A 15009-nucleotide genomic window follows, 5' to 3' on the forward strand; every position below is an offset into this window, starting at 1 on the left:
TCAAAACAGGATCGGGTGGAATCGCCGGCTTGCCGCGATTTCCAGAGAGAGATCGGATCGACGGCATTGCTGAACAGTTTCCTGCTCCTTGCCGAAGCGGTCGTCTACTTCAGCGTCATGGTGACGCTTTTCCGCTTCCGCAAGCGCATCGGCCTTGGCGTCTTCGTCTGCGCGCTTGGCGTCATGCATTTCCTGGAGACCTATCTGGCCAGCGTCTTTTATGTCGCGCTGCCGTTCGGCATGGTGTCGCCGGGCTCCGCGGTGCTCTTTTCCGGCAAGCTGGTGATGCTCCTTCTGCTCTACATGAAGGAAGATGCCGCCACCGTGCGTCAGCCGATCTATGGCCTGCTGCTCGGCAACGCGTTGATGATCGGGCTGGTTCTGCTCCTGCGCCTGCACGCCATCGCTCCGCTTCCCGATGGCCGGCTCCCCGACATCGGCTTCATCGACGAGATGGGCTGGCTGATGGTGTGGGGCACGACGCTGCTGGTCATCGACGCCATCCTGATCATCCTGCTCTATGAAAAGCTTGGGCGCACGCTGCGCAAGGCGCGGTTCTTGCGCATCCTGATTTCGGTTGCCTGCGTGCTCACCTTCGACCAGGCCGGCTTCTTCACCGCGCTGCATTTTGTTGCCGGCGCCCCGATTGCGGTCTTCTTCGGCGGCTGGTTCGCCAAGATGGCGGCGGCACTGACTTTCAGTGCCATGCTGGTCGCCTATCTCAAATGGTTCGAGGTCCGGGACGTCCAGATGCCGCGCGGCCTGACCGACATTTTCGAGACGTTGACCTATCGCGAACGCTACGAAGCGCTGGTCGAGCATGTCGGCCGCGACGGCTTGACCGGCCTGCTGCACAGGGGACGCTTCGATGCCGACGGTGAAGCCGCCGTCCAGGCCAGCCTGCGCACGGCGAGGCCGCTCAGCCTGCTCATCGTCGATGTCGACCACTTCAAGTCGATCAACGACCGTTTCGGCCATGCCGAGGGCGACAAGGTGCTGAAGGCCGTTGCAACCGTACTTTGCGAGGCGGCAGGCGCCGAGGACCAGGTGTTCCGGATCGGCGGCGAGGAATTCGCCATCCTCAGTTCGCGTCCGCATTCCGTCGCCAGGCTGTTTGGCGAAAGCGTCCGCACCGCGCTCAAGGCATCGGCCGCCACCAACCGCTTCGAGCTGACCGTCAGCGCCGGCGTTTCCACCGTCAGCGAAACGACGCAGTGCCTGGCCGATCTGTTCGCGCTCGCCGACCAGCGCCTTTACAAGGCGAAATCGACCGGACGCGACCGCGTCGTCGGCGAACCCGGTGGGCATGAGGCCGACGCCGCCATTGCCTGGACCAGGTCAGCCCAGATCTAGCTCTCTCCGCGACGGCCGCGCCGGCTTACCGGAAGCGGCGATCCCGCACTTACTGGAAGCCGATCGGATCGACCGTCCCGGTCGGGCAACCGGCCTTGTTGGTTGGCACCGAGGCCAGCAGCAGGTCCTTGAGCGAACTGTTCGGGCCGATCGGGCCGGCAAGGCCAAGCGTCAGTTCGCCGATCAGCCGCCGGCCACTCGACGGATCGATAACGCAGGACACCCGCACCCGGTCCCCTGCTCCCGCGCCAAAGGCCTGGTCGAAGGCGCTGCGGATCTGATCCGCGGTCAGCTTGCCGCCGATATTTTTGGCGAAGAGGTCGCGCACCGGCGAGCTGTTGACCTCACGCATCAAATGAAGGGCGTCGGAAAAATACTCCTGCTGGCTTTTGCCGTAGCAGGTGCCGTGCTTGATCCATTCATGCCGTTCCAGCTTCGAGGCCGTGCCGGGCATCACCTTGTCGAGTTCGGTGCGGGTGTCGGCATCGAGGTTGACCGGTGGCAGGTCCTGCCAGTGAGCCGGATTGTCATTGGCCTTGTCGCTGGCCGAAGCCTGGCAATAGAAATTGCCGTTCGGCTGCGGCCACAGACCGTGCAGCGTGAAATTGGTGGCATCGAACTCACCAGGGTTTTGCGCCTTGCATTCGGTCTTGTTCGACTTGGTCTCGCAGAAGGCCGGCTGCCAGCTCAACGCGAAAACGTATTCGGGTTTCCCCGAGGGCGCGGGCTTGCCTTGCCCGCCCGGTGCCGCCGGCACGGTCGCGGCACTGCTGCCCGAGAGATGGCCGCAGCTGACCTTCACCCAGCGGCGCTCGGGATCGGCTCCCGGCACCAGGATGAGGTAGTGGGTCGGAGCGTCCTTGTTGCCGGCCAGCAATTGGTAGGTCTTGCCCGCATCCGTCGAGACATTGCCGGGGTTCTTGCCGTTCTTGATCGCCTGCGTCGCCGGACAGGCAGCGTCGGCCACGAAGGTGCCGCTCATCTTGACGTCGGCATGCGCCGCGCCCGCAAGCAAGGCCAATCCGAAAACAACAGCAATGCGCATGGAGAATCCCCTGCTGGAAAGTGGGCGACAGACTGAAGCTGTCTCCATGTCAGAATTGCGATATTTTGCGGGCTCGTGGCAAGAAAGATCGTCGCGGAAAAGCCCGCAGGCCGGATTGACGCAAATCTGGCACCGGCGCACACAGTTTGGACATCACGAGGGCGAAACCAGGGAGAGACCAGCCGGCATGCCATTCAGCCAGCAGCGCGTGGTTCGCTCGCCGACCGGCGCCGACCTCAATCTGTTCGTCCGGCGGGCCGACAGCTCTCCGCGTGCGGTGGTCCAGATCAATCATGGCCTGGCCGAACACGCCGCGCGCTACGACCGCTTCGCCGGTTTCCTCGCCGCCCGGGGCTTCCATGTCTATGTCCATGACCACCGTGGCCATGGAGCGACCAAGGCGCCCGACGCGCCGCTCGGCAGATTCGCCGACAAGGACGGCCCGGCCAAGGTGATCGCCGATGTCGACGCCATCCACGATCTCATCGCCCGCGAGCAGCCTGACCTGCCGGTGATCCTTTTCGGCCACTCGATGGGCGCGTCCGTGGCGCTGAGCTACCTGTTACACCACTCGCAACGCATCCATGCCGCCGCGATCTGGAACGGCAATTTCTCGCAAGGCCTGCTCGGCCAGGTGGCGCTCGGCATCCTTGCCTGGGAACGGATGCGGCTGGGCTCCGATGTCCCGTCGCGCCTGCTGCCGAAACTTACCTTCCAGGCCTGGGGCAAGGCGGTGCCCAACCATCGCACCTTGTTCGACTGGCTGTCGCGCGACGAGGCGGAGGTGGCGAAATATATCGCCGATCCGCTCTGCGGCTGGGATGCCTCCATCTCGATGTGGCGCGATGTGGTCGCCTTGGCGCTGAACGGCGGCGAGGATGCAGGCTTTGCCGCCGTTCGCCGCGACATCCCCGTCGCCATCCTCGGCGGCGAAAAAGACCCTGCCTCGGACTACGGCAAGGGCATCACCCATCTCGCCAGTCGCATGCGCAGGATGGGCTTTTCGAATCTGGTTTCAAAGGTTTACGCCGAAACCCGCCACGAAAGCCTGAACGAGGTGAATCGCGACATCATCATGAACGATTTCGCCAACTGGGCGGACACTGTCTTGAAGGCGTGACGGGTTGGCCCATTGCAAGGACCGTGACAGCCGCTGCCGGGCTTGATAGAGGCTCTGCTTTCGCGGCAATCAGGATGATTGCGGCAAACACGGTGATTTATGGCCGAACCCCCGCTGAAAGGCGTCCGCGTCGTCGAACTCGCCCGCATTCTTGCCGGGCCCTGGGCCGGGCAGTTGCTTGCCGATCTCGGCGCCGATGTCATCAAGGTCGAGAGTCCCGATGGCGGCGACGACACTCGCAAATGGGGTCCGCCCTTCGTCATAGGCCATGACGGCGAGAACCTGTCGGCCGCCTACTACCATTCCTGCAACCGCGGCAAGCGCTCCATCGCCATCGACTTCTCGACGCCGGATGGCGCCGAGACGGTGCGCCGGCTGGTCGCGACGGCGGATGTGCTGATCGAGAACTTCAAACTCGGCGGCCTGAAGAAATACGGGCTCGACCATGACAGCCTGAAGAAGATCAACCCTCGCCTGGTCTACTGCTCCATCACCGGCTTTGGTCAGGATGGGCCTTATGCGCCCCGCGCCGGTTATGACTTCATCATTCAGGCCATGGCCGGCATGATGTCGATCACCGGCGAGGCCGGCCGCGAGCCGCAGAAGGCCGGCGTCGCCATCTCGGATATCTTCACCGGCCTCTATTCGGTCATCGCCATCCAGGCCGCGCTTCGCCATGCGGAACAGACCGGCGAAGGCCAGCACATCGACATGGCTCTGTTCGACACTCAGATCTCGGCGTTGGGCAACCAGAACCTCAACTATCTCGTTTCCGGCAAGTCGCCGGTGCAGATGGGCAATGCGCATATGAACATTGCCCCGTACGAAGTGCTTCCGGTCAGGGACGGCCACATCATCCTGGCTGTCGGCAATGACGGCCAGTTCGCCAAATTCTGCGCCGCGGTCGGGCTGGACGATTTGCCGGCCAATCCCGATTTCACCACCAATCCGGCCCGCGTCGCCAACCGCGTAGACCTTCGCGCACGCATCATCGAGGCGCTTAAGACCTGGGATCGCGATCCGCTGCTGGCGAAGCTCGAAGCCGCGAGCGTGCCGGCAAGTCCGATCAATACGATCGGCCAGATGTTCGCCGATCCGCAGACCATTGCCCGCGGCATGCGGCTCGACCTCGACGACGGCCATGGCAACCGCCTGCCGTCGGTGCGCGCGCCGATGGTGATGTCGGGCACACCGCTCACCTATGAGCGCCCCTCGCCGCGCCTTGGCGAGCACACTGACGAAATCCTTGCCGAACTGGAGAAGTCTGGGAAATGAAGACCGGTGGACAACTGATCGTCGACGCCCTCGAAGCCAACGGCACAGACCGTATCTTCTGCGTGCCGGGCGAATCCTACCTTGCGGTGCTTGACGCGCTGCATGATTCCTCGATCCGCACCATCGTCTGCCGCCAGGAAGGCGGTGCTGCCATGATGGCCGACTGTCAGGGCCGGCTGACCGGCAAGCCCGGAATCTGCTTCGTCACCCGCGGCCCTGGCGCCACCAACGCTTCGGCCGGCATCCACATCGCCATGCAGGATTCGGTTCCCCTCATCCTGTTCATCGGCCAGGTCGCCAGCCACGCCAAGGAGCGCGAGGCTTTTCAGGAGGTTGATTACGTCAGGTTCTTCGGCGACATCGCCAAATGGGTGGTCGAGATCGACGACGCCTCGCGCATCCCTGAATTCGTCACCCGCGCTTTCGCCGTGGCGACGTCGGGCCGTCCCGGCCCGGTCGTCATCTCGCTGCCGGAGGATATGCTGACCCGCATGGTCGAAGCGCCGGAAGCACTTCCGCACACGCCCGTCGAGACCTATCCCGGCGAGGCCGAACTCGACGCACTGGAAATGCTGCTTGCCGGCGCGAAGCGTCCCTTCGTCATCCTGGGCGGCACGCGCTGGAACGCGGATGCCGTGGCGCGGATACATGAGATCGCCGAGGTCTGGTCGCTTCCTGTCGGCTGTTCATTCCGCCGCCAGATGCTGTTCGACCATCTTCATCCAAACTATGCCGGCGATGTCGGCATCGGCATCAATCCGAAGCTGGCGGCGGCCATCAAGCAGGCCGACGTCGTTCTCTTGATCGGCGGCCGCATGGGCGAGATGCCATCTTCGGATTACACGTTGCTGAAGAGCCCCTATCCCGACCAGGCACTGGTGCATGTCCATGCCGATGCCGGCGAACTCGGCCGGGTCTACCGCCCGACGCTGGCGATCAACGCCTCGCCAGCGGCTTTCGTCGAGGCTTTCGCCAAGCGCAAGCCCGCCGGAACGCCATCATGGGCGGCCGAGACGCCTAGGCATCACGCGGCCTATCTCGAATGGTCGACGCCACCACAGACCGGCCCCGGCGCGGTCCAGATGGGTCCGATCATGGACTATCTGGAAAAGGTGTTGCCCGACGATGCCATCCTGACCAATGGCGCCGGCAATTATGCGACCTGGGTTCATCGCTTCCACCGCTCCCGCCGCTTCGGCACGCAAGCCGCGCCGACGTCGGGCTCGATGGGTTACGGCACGCCGGCGGCGGTCGCGGCCAAGGCGCTTTATCCGGAGCGCACCGTGGTCGCCTTCGCCGGCGACGGCTGCTTCCTGATGAACGGGCAGGAATTCGCCACTGCCGTGCAGTACGATCTGCCGATCGTGGTGATCGTCGTCAACAACGGCATTTACGGCACCATCCGCATGCATCAGGAGCGCGAATATCCCGGTCGTGTCGTCGGCACCGATCTGAAGAACCCCGATTTTGCAGCACTTGCCCGCGCCTATGGCGGCCATGGCGAGACGGTGGAGAAGACAGCTGATTTCGCGCCTGCCTTCGAGCGCGCGCGAACCAGCGGCAAGCCGGCGATCGTCGAGATCAGGCTCGATCCCGAAGCGATCACGCCGACCCGGACGATGACGCAGATACGCGACAAGGCTTAAGGGGTAGCCAGGCCGAGTTTCCTGGCGCCCCCTGTCCCGCCGGCCCTCGGCCGCTACATCGCCTTTTCGACCTGACCGCGGATTTCGCCGTCTTTGTGGGCCGCCGTGTGTACGTTGACATAATATTTGCCTGCCTCCAGGTCGGCGGCCTGCGCATCGGTCAATGTGGCCGATCCTTTGATGGGGCTCTTGAGCTTGCCTTTGAACGGGATCACGGGATCCGCGTTTTCACCCATTGCCGCCGGGCCGTGGATATGCGCGGCCGACGCCGGGCCGCTGAGGCCGGAATACTTCACGTTCCAGCTGAGCTTCTTCTTCGTGGTGTCGAAGGTGAGAGTGGCCGTCCCCTTGCCCTTGGTTGTGACGGCTGGGCTCTGCTGGCCGCCATCCAGGGTCGCCTTGTATTTTACCATCTCGGCCATGGCCGGTGATGCAAACAGGAAAGCGGTGGAAATAGCGAGCGCCGATAGCGCCGGCAGGAAGGAGTGTGCGCGCATGAAGAACCTCCGATTGAAGCGATGCGTCACGGCTCCCCGCCGCGCGCATGCTTCAATGCAACGGCTGGTTGGCACAATGTATCCCCGCACACGGTTTTGTGATCGGAGCGAATGGAAAAGGGGCGGTCGCCCGCCCCTTTTGGTGTCAGCCGTCAAACCGGTCGCGGGCGCTGTTGATTGCGCCTGCCAGGCTTACTTGACCGCCTTGTCCGTGATGGCGGTGGTGTAGGCGCCCTTCGGCTCCTTGGTGATGATCTTCTGGTCGAGCAGCGCCTTGGCGGTGCGCTCGTAGGTCGCCGGGTCGAGCTTGCCGTCGGCGTTGTCGATCAGCTTGGCGACTTCGCTCATCATCCGCTTCTGGTGGTTTTCGTCCTGGCCGCCGCCATCCATGACGATGCCTGCCGCCTCGTCATTGTGGTCGATGGCGTATTTCCAGCCCTTCATCGAAGCGCGCACGAAACGCACCATCTTGTCCTCGAAGGCCGGATCCTTGAGCTTGTCTTCCGACGCATAGAGGCCGTCCTCGAGCAGGTCGTTGCCCATGGCCGAATAGTTGAAGACGGTGAGCTGTTCGGGCTTGTAGCCGGCGTCGATCAGCTGCCAGTATTCATTGTAGGTCATGACCGAGATGCAGTCGGCCTGCTTCTGGATCAGCGGCTGCACATCGAAACTCTGCTTGAGAACGGTGACGCCATCGGGGCCGCCATCGGTCTTGAGGCCAAGCTTGTTCATCCAGGCGTAGAACGGATATTCATTGCCGAAGAACCAGACGCCCAGCGTATGACCCTTGAAATCGGCTTCGCTCTTGATCGGGCCGTCCTTCGGGCAGACCAGCTCCATGCCGGCCTTCTTGAACGGCTGGGCGATGTTGACCAGCGGCACGCCCTTTTCGCGCGCGGCGAGCGCGCCGCCCATCCAGTCGACGATGACATCGGCACCGCCGCCGGCGATCACCTGCTCGGGCGCGATGTCGGGGCCGCCCGGCTTGATGTCGACGTCGAGGCCTTCAGCGTCATAGAAACCCTTGGCCTTGGCGACATAGTAGCCGGCAAACTGCGCCTGCGTGACCCATTTCAGCTGCAAGGTCACCTTGTCGGCGGCCATTGCTTGGAACGCGGCCAGCGACATCGCGCCGGCCAGAACTGGAATAACAAGTCTTTTCATTTTTTTACCCTCTGAAGTTAGTGCCCTAAACCCACCGCCCCTATCCACCACGGACAGAGGGATGCCAAAACGTGACGGCCCTTTCGACAAGGGCGACCACGCCATAAAAGACCGAACCCGCAAGTGCTGCAACTGCGATTTCGGCCCAGACCATGTCGATGTTCATCCGCCCGACCTCGGTCGAAATGCGGAAGCCCATACCGACGACCGGCGTGCCGAAGAACTCGGCGACGATGGCGCCGATCAGCGCCAGCGTCGAGTTGATCTTCAGCGCGTTGAAGATGAAAGGCGCTGCCGCCGGCAGCCGCAGCTTGATGAGCGTCGGCCAATAGCCAGACGCATAGGTGCGCATCAGGTCGCGCTCCATATGGCCGGACGCGGCGAGCCCGGCGACCGTGTTCACCAGCATCGGAAAGAAGGTCATGATGATGACGACAGCCGCCTTGGACTGCCAGTCGAAACCGAACCACATGACCATGATCGGCGCCACGCCGATGATCGGCAGCGCCGAGACCATATTGCCGATCGGCAAGAGCCCGCGCCGCAGGAACGCCACGCGGTCGGCGAGAACAGCGGTGACGAAGCCCGCGCCGCTGCCCACGACATAGCCGAAGAGCACCGCCTTGAAGATGGTCTGCCGGACATCGGCTCCGAGGATCGGCAGCGAACCGGCGATGCGCGCGCCGATGGCGCTCGGCGGTGGCAGGAGGATGAAAGGAATGCCGGCGCCACGCGTTACCGCCTCCCAGATGATCAGGATCCACGCGCCGAAGATCGCCGGGATGATCAGGCGCAAAGCGGTCCGCGAGCCGTCCGTCGGGCGCAGTCCAGACAAGACCGCGACACAACGCCAGCCAAGCAGCCAGGCGGCCGCGAGCAGCAGGAAGTATGGCGCCCGCGCCAGACCTTCGAAGCCGGCAATGCCCCCGATGAGCAGCCAGGCCGCCAGATGCGCACCGATGAAAAGTACGACAGCTTCGGCCATGGGCGGCACTTTGGCCATCGGGATCAAAGCGGCGAGAAGCAGCGCGCCGAAGATCAGCCAGCTCGTCGCGGCATAGGGATAGATCAACGTCCCCGCAGGCTGCGCCAGCGGATCAACTTTTGGCGCTGCGATCGCTCCGAGCGCAACGGCGATCAGGCACGCCAGGACCGCCAACGCCGCTTGCCAGGAAGGTTTCAGCCGGTTCATGCCGGCCTCCCGCCCATGGCGCGGTCGACGAGGCGGCCGGCGATGCCAACCACCATCACAAGCAGCGCCGCCACGATCGAACCGGCGACCAGCGCCGACCAGATGTCGATGGACTGGCTGTAATAGGCGCCGGCCAACAGCTTGGCGCCGATGCCGGCGACAGCACCCGTCGGCAGTTCGCCGACGATGGCGCCGACCAGGCTTGCCGCCACCGCAACCTTCATCGAGGTGAACAGGAACGGCACCGAGGCCGGCACGCGCAGCTTCCAGAAGGTCTGGGCCTGGCTGGCATTGTAGGTGTGCATCAGGTCGAGATGCATGATCTCGGGCGAGCGCAGCCCCTTCACCATCCCGACCGTCACCGGGAAGAACGACAGGTAGGTCGAGATCATCGCCTTCGGGACCAAGCCGGTGATGCCGACCGCCGCCAGCACGACGATGATCATCGGCGCCACCGCCAGGATCGGAATGGTCTGCGAGGCGATGATCCACGGCATCAGGCTGCGGTCGAGCGTCGCCACATGGACGATGCCCACCGCAATGACGATGCCGAGCGCGGTGCCGAAGGCAAAGCCGAGCAGCGTCGACGACAGCGTCACCCAGGCGTTGTAGACAAGACTGCGGTTCGAATTGATGGGCCGCAGAAACGTATTCTCGAAGAAATTCACCGCCACCTGATGCGGCGCCGGCAGCGTCGGCTTCGGCTGCGACAACGTCTTGCCGATGAGTTCGCTGAACGTCGAGGTTTCGTTGGCCCGCCGGTCGAGATCGCGCTGGAAGGGCGCGTTGAGGATGACGGCGAAAACGTACCAGAGCACGACGACGCCAACGAGGATCGAGGTGACCGGGATAAGCTTATCGCGGAAGCTATCCATGGCGTTGCCCTCGCGGGAGCTGCGCCGGACGCTCTCGCAGCAAAGGGCGGAAAAGGCCTCCACACTTCGTCATCCTAGGGCGGAGCAAGGAGCGAAGCGACGCAGCGCAGACCCTAGGATCCATGCCGTTACCTCTGCGCTCCGCGACGGTGCGGAACATGGCTCCATTCGCCTCACTCTGCCCGGTGGATATCCTGAACCGTTTGCACCGCTTGGCCAATGTCACGGCATGGATCCTAGGGTCTGCGCAGGCGGCTTCGCGCCTGCTTCGCCCTAGGATGACGAAGGCATTGTTTGCCGCTCCTTCGTGAAGGCACTCAATCATCATAGCTATGCCCTGCCCTCAACCCGTCCCGCACCCGTGCGGCGATCGCCAGGAACTCCGGCGTCTCGCGGATGCCGAGCGGCCGCTCTTTCGGCAGCGTCGATTCAATGACATCGCTGACCCGGCCCGGACGTGGCGACATGACGACGATGCGTGTCGACAGATAGACCGCCTCCGGGATGGAGTGCGTGACGAAGCAGATGGTCTTGTTCGTCCGTCCCCACAGTTCCAGCAATTGCTCGTTGAGGTGGTCGCGCACAATCTCGTCCAGCGCGCCGAACGGCTCGTCCATCAACAGGAGGTCGGCGTCGAAGGCGAGCGCACGGGCGATCGAGGCGCGCTGCTGCATGCCCCCGGAAAGCTGCCAGGGATATTTCTTCTCGAAGCCGCTGAGATTGACGAGGTCGAGCGTGCGCTTGATGCGCTCCGCCTGCTCGGCCCTGGACAGGCCCATGATCTCCAGCGGCAGCGCGACATTGCGTTCGATGGTGCGCCAGGGAAACAGGGCGGCGGCCTGGAAGACATAGCCGTAGGCGCGTTTCTCGCGCGCCTGTTCAGCTGTCATGCCGTTGACCGAAATCGCCCCCGAGGTCGGCTTCTCCAGATCGGCGATGACGCGCAGCAAAGTGGTCTTGCCGCAGCCCGACGGCCCGATGAAGGAGACGAACTCCCCCTTGCCGATGGTCAGGTCGACATTGGACAGCGCCTGCACCGGCCCGTCATTGGTCTTGAAGGTGAGCCCAAGCTTGCTTGCCGAAACGACGGCTGGCGAAATTCCCGTCATCGGTTGCGGCCTGCCTGTTCCCGTGACGCCGTCCCGATTCCGATTGCTTTTATCGCGATGTTGTTTTCCATTCGACCCGTCCCATTGGCCCCAGCCCTGCTGAGCTTGTCCCACTCAATCGACGCCCGGAGTTTCCCCGATGTCGCCTAAACCCACTTGTCATCTTATCCGCCCTGAAAGCACTTATGAAGGCAAGCAGGGTCTAACCTATTTCGCAGGCATCGCCACCGAGTCGGTCGGCTCTTCCGGCATCTGCATGCATGTGCTGACCATGCCGCCCGGCGCCCGCGCCAAGGCGCATCTGCATGAGAACCATGAAACGGCGATCTACGTGCTCTCCGGCGAGGTCCATACCTGGTATGGCGACCGGCTGGAGCATCACATCGTCGTCAAGGCCGGTGACCTCTTCTACATTCCGGCCGGCGTGCCGCATTTGCCGGCCAATCTGAGCAACGCCCCCTCGTCGGCCGTCATCGCCCGCACCGACCCCAACGAACAGGAAAGCGTCGTCCTGTTGCCGGAACTGGATGCACTGGTCGCTTGATATCCTCGAACGAGGGACGCTGGCCGTCATCGGCACCGTGACACTTCCCCGTAGATGGTACCGTCCTCGTCGGCAATCACCAGCTTCTTGGCGTTCTTGGCGTTGCGCTTGATGGTGAACTGGATCGTCGACTGGCCTTCCTCGCCTTCCGCCTGGCATTGCGCCTTCGCCACCAGCGAACCGTCGGCCTGCACCTGCTTTTCAGTGAAGGTACAGGCGCTGGCGATGGTGATGAAGTCGGTGTCGGTCAGCAGCAGCATGTCCTCGGCATAGACCTTCTGACCATTCTTGTTGATGCAGCCGGTCTTGTTGCCATAGGGCTTGGACAAATCGATGCCGGCCGCCGAGGCGGAGCCGGCAGCCAGAACAAGAACGGCGGTGAGATAGAACCCCGCGCGCCTCACCGTCAAACCCCGGTCGCCGGAATGCCGGTCCGCTCGACCTTGCGCGGCGCGGTGATCTCTTTCCAGGTCGACAGCGCCCGGTTTACCGCGGCGTTCGGCTCGCGGCCGACGAACTCACCATGACCGGGCTTTGCCTTCACCTCGGCTTCCTCGATCGACAACTCGCCTCGCGAGAAGACGAAGCGCGGCAAGCCCGTCACCTCGACCCCTTCGAACACGTTGTAGTCGATGACAGACTGCTGCTTCTTCGAAGAAATCGTTTTCTTGCGCTTCGGATCCCAGACGATGATGTCGGCATCGGCACCTTCGACGATAGCGCCCTTTTTTGGATACATGTTGAGGATCTTGGCGATGTTGGTCGATGTCACGGCGACGAACTCGTTCATCGTCAGCCGCCCGGTGTTGACGCCCTTGGTCCACAGCACCGGTAGCCGGTCCTCGAGACCCCCCGTGCCGTTGGGAATCTTGGTGAAATTGCCGACGCCGAAACGCTTCTGCTCGGTGGTGAAGGCGCAATGATCGGTCGCCACCACCTGCAGCGATCCGGCCTGCAGGCCCGCCCATAGCGAATCCTGGTGCAGCTTGTTGCGGAAGGGTGGGCTCATCACGCGGCGCGCCGCATGGTCCCAGTCCTTGTCGAAATACTCGCTCTCGTCCAGCGTCAGGTGCTGGATCAGCGGCTCGCCGAACACCCGCATGCCCTTCTGGCGCGCCCGCCGGATCGCCTCGTGGCTCTGCTCGCAGGAGACGTGCACGACATAGAGCGGCACGCCGGCCATGTCGGCGATCATGATGGCGCGGTTGGTCGCCTCGCCCTCCACTTCCGGTGGACGCGAATAGGCATGCCCTTCGGGGCCATTGTTGCCGGCGGCGAGCAGCTTCTGCGACAGGGCGGCGACCACGTCGCCATTCTCGGCATGCACCAGCGGCAGTGCGCCGAGGTCGGCGCAGCGCTGGAACGACGCGTACATCTCGTCGTCGTCGACCATCAGCGCGCCCTTGTAGGCCATGAAGTGCTTGAACGAGGTGATGCCCTTGTCGACGACGGTGGCCATCTCGTCGAACACCTGCTTGCCCCACCAGGTGATCGCCATGTGAAAGGAATAGTCGCAGGCAGCTTTCGAGGTCTTGTTGTCCCACATCTGCAGGGCTTCGAGCAGCGATTGCTGAGGTGACGGCAGGCAGAAATCGACCACCATCGTCGTGCCGCCGGCCAGGGCCGCACGCGTACCGGATTCGAAATCATCGGCCGAATAGGTGCCCATGAAGGGCATTTCAAGATGGGTATGTGGATCGATGCCGCCCGGCATGACATAGCAACCGGTGGCGTCGTACTCATGGTCGCCATGCAGGTCCGAGCCGATGGCAACGATCTTGCCGTGCTGCATCAGCACGTCGGCCTTCCAGGTGCGGTCGGCGGTGACGACGGTGCCGTTCTTGATGACTTTGGTCATTTGCTGTTCCCTTGTTCTTCTCTTCGCGCTTCTTGGTGAGCGGCGTTTGGAGGTAAATCTCTTAGTTCACTCCACGATGACGGCCGTCTCCACCACCGCGTGGAACAGAACGTCGGCGCCGGCTGCGGCCCATTCCTTGGTGATCTCTTCCGCCTCGTTGTGGCTTAACCCATCCACGCAAGGGCACATCACCATCGCGGTCGGCGCGACGCGGTTGATCCAGCAGGCGTCGTGGCCGGCGCCGGAGACGATGTTGCGATGCGTGTAGCCAAGCCGCTCTGCGGCGTCGCGGATCGCCTTGACGCAGCTCTTGTCGAAGGTGACCGGATCAAAATGACCGACCTGCTCGATCTCGTATCGGATGTCGAGCGCATCGCAGATCGTGTCGATGCCTTCGCGGATGCGGCCATCCATGGCGTCGAGCACTTCCTTCTCCGGTGAGCGGATGTCTATGGTGAAGACGGTGCGGCCGGCGATGATGTTGCGCGAATTGGGATAGACTTCCATGTGGCCGACCGCGCCGACGGCGTCGGGCTGGTAGTCCATGGCGATCTCGTGCACCAGTTCGATCACCCGGGCCATGCCGAGGCCGGCGTTGCGGCGCTTCGGCATCGGCGTCGAGCCGGTATGCGCCTCCTTGCCGGTCAGCGTCACCTGCAGCCATTTCAGGCCCTGTCCGTGAGTGACGACGCCGATGTCGATGTCTTCGTCCTCGAGGATCGGGCCCTGTTCGATATGCAGTTCGAAGAAGGCGTGGATCTTGCGGTCGCCGACCTTCTCGGTGCCCTTCCAACCGATGCGCTCCAGTTCCTCGCCGAACTTTTTGCCGTTCTTGTCCGTATGCTCGTAGACATCGGCCTGGTCGAGCACGCCGGCGAACACGCCGGACGCCATCATCGCCGGGGCGAAGCGTGCGCCTTCCTCGTTGGTCCAGTTGGTGACGACAATCGGGTGCTTCGTCTTGATGTCGAGATCGTTGAGCGAGCGCACGATCTCCAGGCCGCCGAGGACGCCGAGAACGCCGTCATACTTACCGCCGGTCGGCTGCGTATCGAGATGGCTGCCGACATAGACCGGCGGCAGGCTGGGGTCGGTGCCTTCGCGGCGGGCAAACATGGTGCCCATCTCGTCGACGCCCATTTCAAGCCCGGCGGCATCGCACCAGCGCTTGAACAGGTGCCTGCCCTCGCCGTCCTCGTCGGTCACGGTCTGGCGATTGTTGCCGCCGGCAATGCCGGGGCCGATCTTCGCCATCTCCATGATGGAATCCCACAAACGGTCTGAATTGATTCGCAGATTTTCGCCGGGTGCGGCCATTCAAAGTCCTTCCA

Annotated in this window: 14 protein-coding genes; 5 read left to right on the forward strand and 9 right to left on the reverse strand. The window is 63.3% G+C overall.

The genetic code is table 11. From position 1 onward, the window contains the following. The first annotated feature begins 66 nt into the window (after positions 1-66). Positions 67-1353 (forward strand): GGDEF domain-containing protein, encoded by a 1287-nt coding sequence (locus O7A60_RS03310; RefSeq protein ID WP_337105196.1) that lies wholly within the window; start codon positions 67-69, stop codon positions 1351-1353. Between the two features lie 49 nt (positions 1354-1402). Here the strand turns inward: O7A60_RS03310 and O7A60_RS03315 are convergent, their stop codons facing one another. Then, positions 1403-2398: a ribonuclease T2 family protein gene (locus O7A60_RS03315; protein WP_337105006.1), complete on the reverse strand. Its 996-nt coding sequence runs from the start codon at positions 2396-2398 to the stop codon at positions 1403-1405. 187 nt (positions 2399-2585) lie between these two features. On the opposite strand from O7A60_RS03315, the gene O7A60_RS03320 reads away from it, so the two are divergent. The 3 genes from O7A60_RS03320 (at position 2586) to O7A60_RS03330 (ending at position 6439) form a co-directional block, all read left to right on the forward strand. Beyond that, positions 2586-3518: an alpha/beta hydrolase gene (locus tag O7A60_RS03320; protein WP_337105007.1), complete on the forward strand. Its 933-nt coding sequence runs from the start codon at positions 2586-2588 to the stop codon at positions 3516-3518. Between the two features lie 99 nt (positions 3519-3617). After that, on the forward strand, positions 3618-4793 hold the full coding sequence (locus O7A60_RS03325; RefSeq protein ID WP_337105008.1) for a CaiB/BaiF CoA transferase family protein: 1176 nt from the start codon (positions 3618-3620) through the stop codon (positions 4791-4793). Further along, the gene (locus O7A60_RS03330) at positions 4790-6439 is read left to right on the forward strand and encodes a thiamine pyrophosphate-binding protein (protein ID WP_337105009.1); all 1650 of its coding nucleotides are present in this window, start codon (positions 4790-4792) and stop codon (positions 6437-6439) included. The genes O7A60_RS03325 and O7A60_RS03330 overlap by 4 nt, the downstream gene beginning before the upstream one ends. Positions 6440-6492: 53 nt before the next feature. On the opposite strand, the gene O7A60_RS03335 is transcribed toward O7A60_RS03330, so the two are convergent. From O7A60_RS03335 to O7A60_RS03355, 5 genes are all read right to left on the reverse strand, one after another. After that, positions 6493-6936: a CHRD domain-containing protein gene (locus tag O7A60_RS03335; RefSeq protein ID WP_337105197.1), complete on the reverse strand. Its 444-nt coding sequence runs from the start codon at positions 6934-6936 to the stop codon at positions 6493-6495. A gap of 192 nt (positions 6937-7128) precedes the next feature. Beyond that, the gene (locus tag O7A60_RS03340; protein ID WP_337105010.1) at positions 7129-8100 is read right to left on the reverse strand and encodes an ABC transporter substrate-binding protein; all 972 of its coding nucleotides are present in this window, start codon (positions 8098-8100) and stop codon (positions 7129-7131) included. A gap of 40 nt (positions 8101-8140) precedes the next feature. Then, positions 8141-9292 carry an ABC transporter permease gene (locus O7A60_RS03345; protein WP_337105011.1) on the reverse strand — a complete coding sequence of 384 codons (1152 nt, stop codon included), beginning with the start codon at positions 9290-9292 and terminating at the stop codon, positions 8141-8143. After that, positions 9289-10167: an ABC transporter permease gene (locus O7A60_RS03350; RefSeq protein WP_337105012.1), complete on the reverse strand. Its 879-nt coding sequence runs from the start codon at positions 10165-10167 to the stop codon at positions 9289-9291. The genes O7A60_RS03345 and O7A60_RS03350 overlap by 4 nt, the downstream gene beginning before the upstream one ends. A 317-nt stretch (positions 10168-10484) precedes the next feature. Continuing rightward, the gene (locus O7A60_RS03355) at positions 10485-11276 is read right to left on the reverse strand and encodes an ABC transporter ATP-binding protein (RefSeq protein ID WP_337105013.1); all 792 of its coding nucleotides are present in this window, start codon (positions 11274-11276) and stop codon (positions 10485-10487) included. Positions 11277-11415: 139 nt separating this feature from the next. On the opposite strand from O7A60_RS03355, the gene O7A60_RS03360 reads away from it, so the two are divergent. Further along, complete coding sequence (locus tag O7A60_RS03360; RefSeq protein ID WP_015317160.1) at positions 11416-11820, forward strand: cupin domain-containing protein; 405 nt, start codon at positions 11416-11418, stop codon at positions 11818-11820. Between the two features lie 26 nt (positions 11821-11846). On the opposite strand, the gene O7A60_RS03365 is transcribed toward O7A60_RS03360, so the two are convergent. From O7A60_RS03365 to O7A60_RS03375, 3 genes are all read right to left on the reverse strand, one after another. Then, positions 11847-12224 carry a hypothetical protein gene (locus O7A60_RS03365; RefSeq protein WP_027141598.1) on the reverse strand — a complete coding sequence of 126 codons (378 nt, stop codon included), beginning with the start codon at positions 12222-12224 and terminating at the stop codon, positions 11847-11849. A 2-nt stretch (positions 12225-12226) separates the two neighbouring features. Continuing rightward, complete coding sequence (gene hydA / locus O7A60_RS03370; RefSeq protein ID WP_027141597.1) at positions 12227-13678, reverse strand: dihydropyrimidinase; 1452 nt, start codon at positions 13676-13678, stop codon at positions 12227-12229. Positions 13679-13744: 66 nt separating this feature from the next. Beyond that, on the reverse strand, positions 13745-14995 hold the full coding sequence (locus O7A60_RS03375; protein ID WP_337105014.1) for a Zn-dependent hydrolase: 1251 nt from the start codon (positions 14993-14995) through the stop codon (positions 13745-13747). Positions 14996-15009 lie beyond the last annotated feature (14 nt).

The organism is Mesorhizobium salmacidum (SeqCode) (assembly GCF_037179605.1).
Lineage (GTDB): Bacteria > Pseudomonadota > Alphaproteobacteria > Rhizobiales > Rhizobiaceae > Mesorhizobium > Mesorhizobium salmacidum.